Source organism: Paraburkholderia sp. SIMBA_030 (assembly GCF_046535245.1).
GTDB lineage: Bacteria > Pseudomonadota > Gammaproteobacteria > Burkholderiales > Burkholderiaceae > Paraburkholderia.
Genome location: NZ_JAWRXB010000330.1, coordinates 1 through 279 on the forward strand (window position 1 = coordinate 1; position 279 = coordinate 279).

General features: G+C 72.4%; 1 protein-coding gene. It reads right to left on the minus strand.

Annotated features, from left to right (window positions below):
• Positions 1-205 (minus strand): hypothetical protein (locus SB772_RS40220; RefSeq protein WP_410838545.1); only part of this gene is annotated, 205 nt, incomplete at its 3' end.
• Between the last annotated feature and the right edge of the window lie 74 nt (positions 206-279).

Genomic DNA, 279 nt, shown 5'->3' on the forward strand with positions numbered 1-279 from the left:
GCGCCACGCGCACGAGCGGATCCCATGACGGCACGTCGGTCGGAAACGCGATGGTGAGCGGCGCGGCCGCCGACGCCGCGCCGCTGGCCGTCAGCGCGCCCACGCCGGCGATTCCGGTCAGGCCGCCGAGCGAGCCCGCGCCTTGCGCGGCGAGCCCGGCCACGCTGCCGCCGAGCATCTGGATGAAGTTTCTGCGAGTGGTCATGGGGATGTCCTTGTTATGCGGCGCCGCGCCGGCCTTCGTGGGCTGTCGTTCGCTGTCGTTGGCTTGACGGCATG